Origin of the sequence: Massilia sp. ST3 (genome assembly GCF_018119405.1) — a bacterium.
Lineage (GTDB): Bacteria > Pseudomonadota > Gammaproteobacteria > Burkholderiales > Burkholderiaceae_D > Telluria.
This window is the reverse complement of the sequence record NZ_JAGPWC010000132.1, coordinates 1-3879: the sequence shown is the minus strand read 5'-3', so window position 1 is coordinate 3879 and position 3879 is coordinate 1. Positions and strand designations below refer to the sequence as shown.

Genomic DNA, 3879 nt, shown 5'->3' with positions numbered 1-3879 from the left:
GGTATCGGCCAGGCCCTGGTCGAACGCGACCTGGGCCGGGGTCCAGGCCAGCGAATAGACCAGTCCGGCGAGCACGAGGTTGAGCAGCAGGATGGGGCCGAGCAGCCACTTGAGCAGGCGCAGCCGGATGCTGGTCATCGGGTGGCGGAAGGCGTGGCGGGAGGAATGGCCGGCGGCGTGGAGGACGCACCGGCCGGATCGGCTTCCAGCAGGTAGCCGAAGCCGCGGATGGTGCGGATCGCCACCCCGGCGCCGTCGAGCTTGAGGCGCAGGCGCGAAACGTAGACCTCGACCGCGTTGCGGGTCAGGTCTTCGTCCCAGCCCAGGATGGCGTCGATGATCTGCTGCTTGGACACGACTCGCCCGGCATGCTGGAGCAGGTATTCGAGCACGCCCCATTCGCGCACCGACAGTTCGAGCGCGCGCTCGCCCACGCGGGCACGGCGGGTGGCGCTGTCCAGGGACAGCCCGCCGAGCGCCAGGATCGCGGGCTTGGGCGCATGGCGCCGCGCCAGGGCGCGGATGCGGGCGATCAGCTCGGCGGTGGCGAAAGGCTTGACCAGGTAGTCGTCGGCCCCGGTTTCCAGGCCGCGCACGCGGTCCTCGACGGCGTCGCGGGCGGTCAGCAGCAGGACCGGGATGGCCGCGCCGCGCGTGCGCAGGCGCCGCACGACTTCGAAGCCGTCGATGCCGGGCAGGCCGATGTCGAGCACCGCCACGTCGGGCGCGGGATGGTCCGGTACATTCCCCTGAAGCATCTGATCGGCGGCCAGGCCGTCGCGCGCGAGCGCCACCTGCATGCCCTGGGCTTGCAGCGCGCGCGTCAGGCCGTCGGCCAGGACGGCGTCGTCTTCCACCAGCAATACCTGCAGCCCCATGTCCTCGATATCGTTCTGTCTACAGGAAAGCGTCCATTATCGCCCAAATTTGTTGCCCAAACCAAACAAAAAGCCTGCATTTCGCCATCCTGTCTAGTAGGACTGGACTGACAAAACACAATGCATACAGCCTACATGGGTGCGACTGCTAATCTTATGTTCGGCACCGGACTATAGCTTTAATGTACACACATCGCGATGAGGCAACGAAATCCCCGGCCTCCAAGAGTCGCCCGTGAAGCACACGACAGTTAGTACGTTAGAGATCAAAGAGGACAACAAATGAACAACACTCAACTTGGTGGTGCCACGCAAAAAGCGAAGAACCAGCTCCCTGCCACGAGTGAGGAGATGAAATCCGCGTCCCGCCCCGTTGTCAGCTACAGCGGCACCCAGCAGAACGAACTGCTGGCCGCCCTCCCGCGCCAAGACCTGGAAACCCTGTTCGAGCACCTGGAACTCGTCCCTCTGCCATTCGGCAAGGAGTTGTTTGAGTATGGCAGCAAACTGGAATACGTGTATTTTCCGACGACCGCAATCGTGTCGCTGCTCTACGTAATGGAAGACGGCGCCACCACCGAGATCGCCGTGGTGGGCCATGAAGGCGTGGTCGGCGTGTCGCTGTTCATGGGCGAACGCGCCATGTGCAGCGCCGTGGTCCAGAGCGCCGGCTACGGCTACCGCCTCAAGACCCAGTACCTGCGCGACGCCTTCAACCGCGGCGGCGCCCTGCCCCAGCTCTTGATGCGCTACACCAACGCGCTGTTCGCCCAGATGGCCCAGAACGCCGTCGGCGGCCGCCACAGCTCGATCGAGCAAAAGCTCTGCCGCTGGCTGCTGGACCGCCTCGACCGTTCGCCGAGCAACGAACTGAAAGTGACCCAGGAACTGATTTCGATCATGCTGGGCGTGCGCCGCGAAAGCATCACCGCCGCCGCCGGCAAGCTGCAGGACGAAGGCCTGATCCAGTACCGCCGCGGCAACATCACCGTCCTCGACCGTGCAGGGCTGGAAGAATACGCCGGCGAATGCTACAAGGTCGCGAAGTCGGAATACGACCGCCTGCTCATGGATGTGGCGCGTTGAGTTTCAGGGGATCCGTCTCCGGCAAGGCCGGCGGCGGATCCTCGCCTCGCTGTGAAGGCAGCGGCGAGGCAGGCGTTCCGTCCCCACCGGGGGCTTGCGCGGGAATCCAGGCGCGCACACAAGTCCCGACCCCGTTCACTCCCCGCTCCACTTCCAGCGTTCCGCCCAGCAGCAAGGCGCGTTCGCGCATGCCCAGCAGGCCGTGCGATTTCGACTTGGTCATGGCGCCTTCAGGAATGCCGATGCCGTCGTCCGTGATTTCCAGGTCCCAGCCGTCTTCCTCGCGCGTCAGGTTGACGATCACCGAACGCGCCTTGGCGTACTTGGCGATATTGTTCAGGGCTTCCTGGGTGATGCGGAACAGGGCGATGGCTTGCATCGGCCCGGCGGCATCGGCGTCGCGCTCGACCAGGGCGTCGCAATCGAGCGAGGTGATGCGCGCATAATCGGCGCAATAGCTTTGCAGCGCGGCCGACAAGCCCATGTTGTCCAGCAGGCTGGGCCGCAGGTTCTCGATGATCCGGCGCTTGAGCTGGACCGTGTCGACCAGGGTGCGGCGCGCGCGCCCGAGCATGGCCGCCAGGTCCGGATGGGTGATGCGCAACTGCTCGCCCACCGTGGTCAGATCCATGCCGATGGCGGTCAGGTTGGCGCCCATCTCGTCGTGCAGCTCGCGCGCCAGGCGCGATTTTTCTTCTTCCGAGACCTTGATCAGGTGACGCGACAGCACCGACAGCTGCTCGGTGCGCTCGACCACCATCTGCTCGAGGTGCTCGTTCGAGGCCTGGAGCGCGCGCTCGGCCTGCAGGCGCAGCCGGAATGCGCGGCGGATCAGGTTATAGAACAGCAGGAGGACGATGATGGCGGCGGCGTTGATGCCCACACCGAGCAGCGCCGCGTGACGGTATTGTTCATAGAACGACGCGGTACGCGCGGCCAGCAGCTCGTTCTGTTCGCGCGTCATGATCACCACCTGCAGGCGGATCTCGTCCATGTCGGCGCGCTCGTCGGGCGCCGCGGCGATGGCCACGATGTCGACCAGACCGCCCTGGCGGTAGACCTCGAGCGCCTGGTGCATCAGGCCGAGCTTTTTCTGGACCAGGGCGCGCAGCTGGTTCAGGTTCTTCGCTTGCGAGGGGCTGTCGGCGAGCAGCACGCCGAGGGCGCGCAGCTGGTTGTCGATCTGCTGGGGCGCCGCGTGCAGCGGGCCGAGGTAGACATCGGAACCCGACAGGAAGTAACCGCGCAGTCCGCTTTCGGCGTCGGTGACGAGCAGGTTCAGGTATTGGAGTTCGTCCGACACGCGGGCGGTCTGGGCCTGCAGGGTATTGGCGGCGCGCAGGTCGTCCAGGTTACGCACCAGGAAGACGCCGTTGACGATCAGCAGAATGACGCAGGCCAGGCAAAGCAGGGTTTTGTTGAGCGGCAGGGTACGGACAGGCTTGTCGGCCCGGGCGGGTGAAGTGGTCATCCTGTGGCTTCCTTTCGCGCAACGTTGCCGTCGGTAGATTATAGACGGATGAGGAAAATGTTGCACCGCGAAATTCCCCGGCTGTAACTAAATGTTGCAACTAGGTTGCAGGACAAATACACAAATTGCGTACTAGTAATGCCATCCACGCAAGCAGCCAGTCAGGCGGCTTGACTGACGGCTTCAGTGAGCCATCTTACGCTCTTTCCATGTCGACGCATCGGTTACGCGCGGTACTGCGCTGTATCGATCAGGTAGCGGGACGCCTGGGTTGGCGGGTGGCGCGGCCGGCCATGCGCTGGCGCGGTGGAGCGCGCCAGGCCGAACGCCGGCGCGATGGATCAGCCGCCAACGATCACCGCGTCGGGGGGGGGGGCGCCCCCCCCCCCGGGGGGGGGGGGGGGGCGCGCGGGGGGGGGGGGGGGGCGGGGGGCGGGGGGGGGG

3 protein-coding genes are annotated in these 3879 nt (G+C 65.5%); 1 reads left to right on the top strand and 2 read right to left on the bottom strand.

Annotated elements, in window-relative coordinates:
- Positions 1-134: 134 nt before the first annotated feature.
- Positions 135-878, bottom strand: a complete 744-nt coding sequence (locus KBW98_RS23550; RefSeq protein ID WP_211522602.1) for a response regulator transcription factor — start codon at positions 876-878, stop codon at positions 135-137.
- Positions 879-1160: 282 nt separating this feature from the next.
- On the opposite strand from KBW98_RS23550, the gene KBW98_RS23545 reads away from it, so the two are divergent.
- Positions 1161-1964: a Crp/Fnr family transcriptional regulator gene (locus KBW98_RS23545; protein ID WP_211522601.1), complete on the top strand. Its 804-nt coding sequence runs from the start codon at positions 1161-1163 to the stop codon at positions 1962-1964.
- Here the strand turns inward: KBW98_RS23545 and KBW98_RS23540 are convergent.
- Entirely contained in the window at positions 1945-3435 is a 1491-nt protein-coding gene (locus KBW98_RS23540) for a CHASE3 domain-containing protein (protein ID WP_211522600.1), read from the bottom strand. The genes KBW98_RS23545 and KBW98_RS23540 overlap by 20 nt on opposite strands.
- Positions 3436-3879 lie beyond the last annotated feature (444 nt).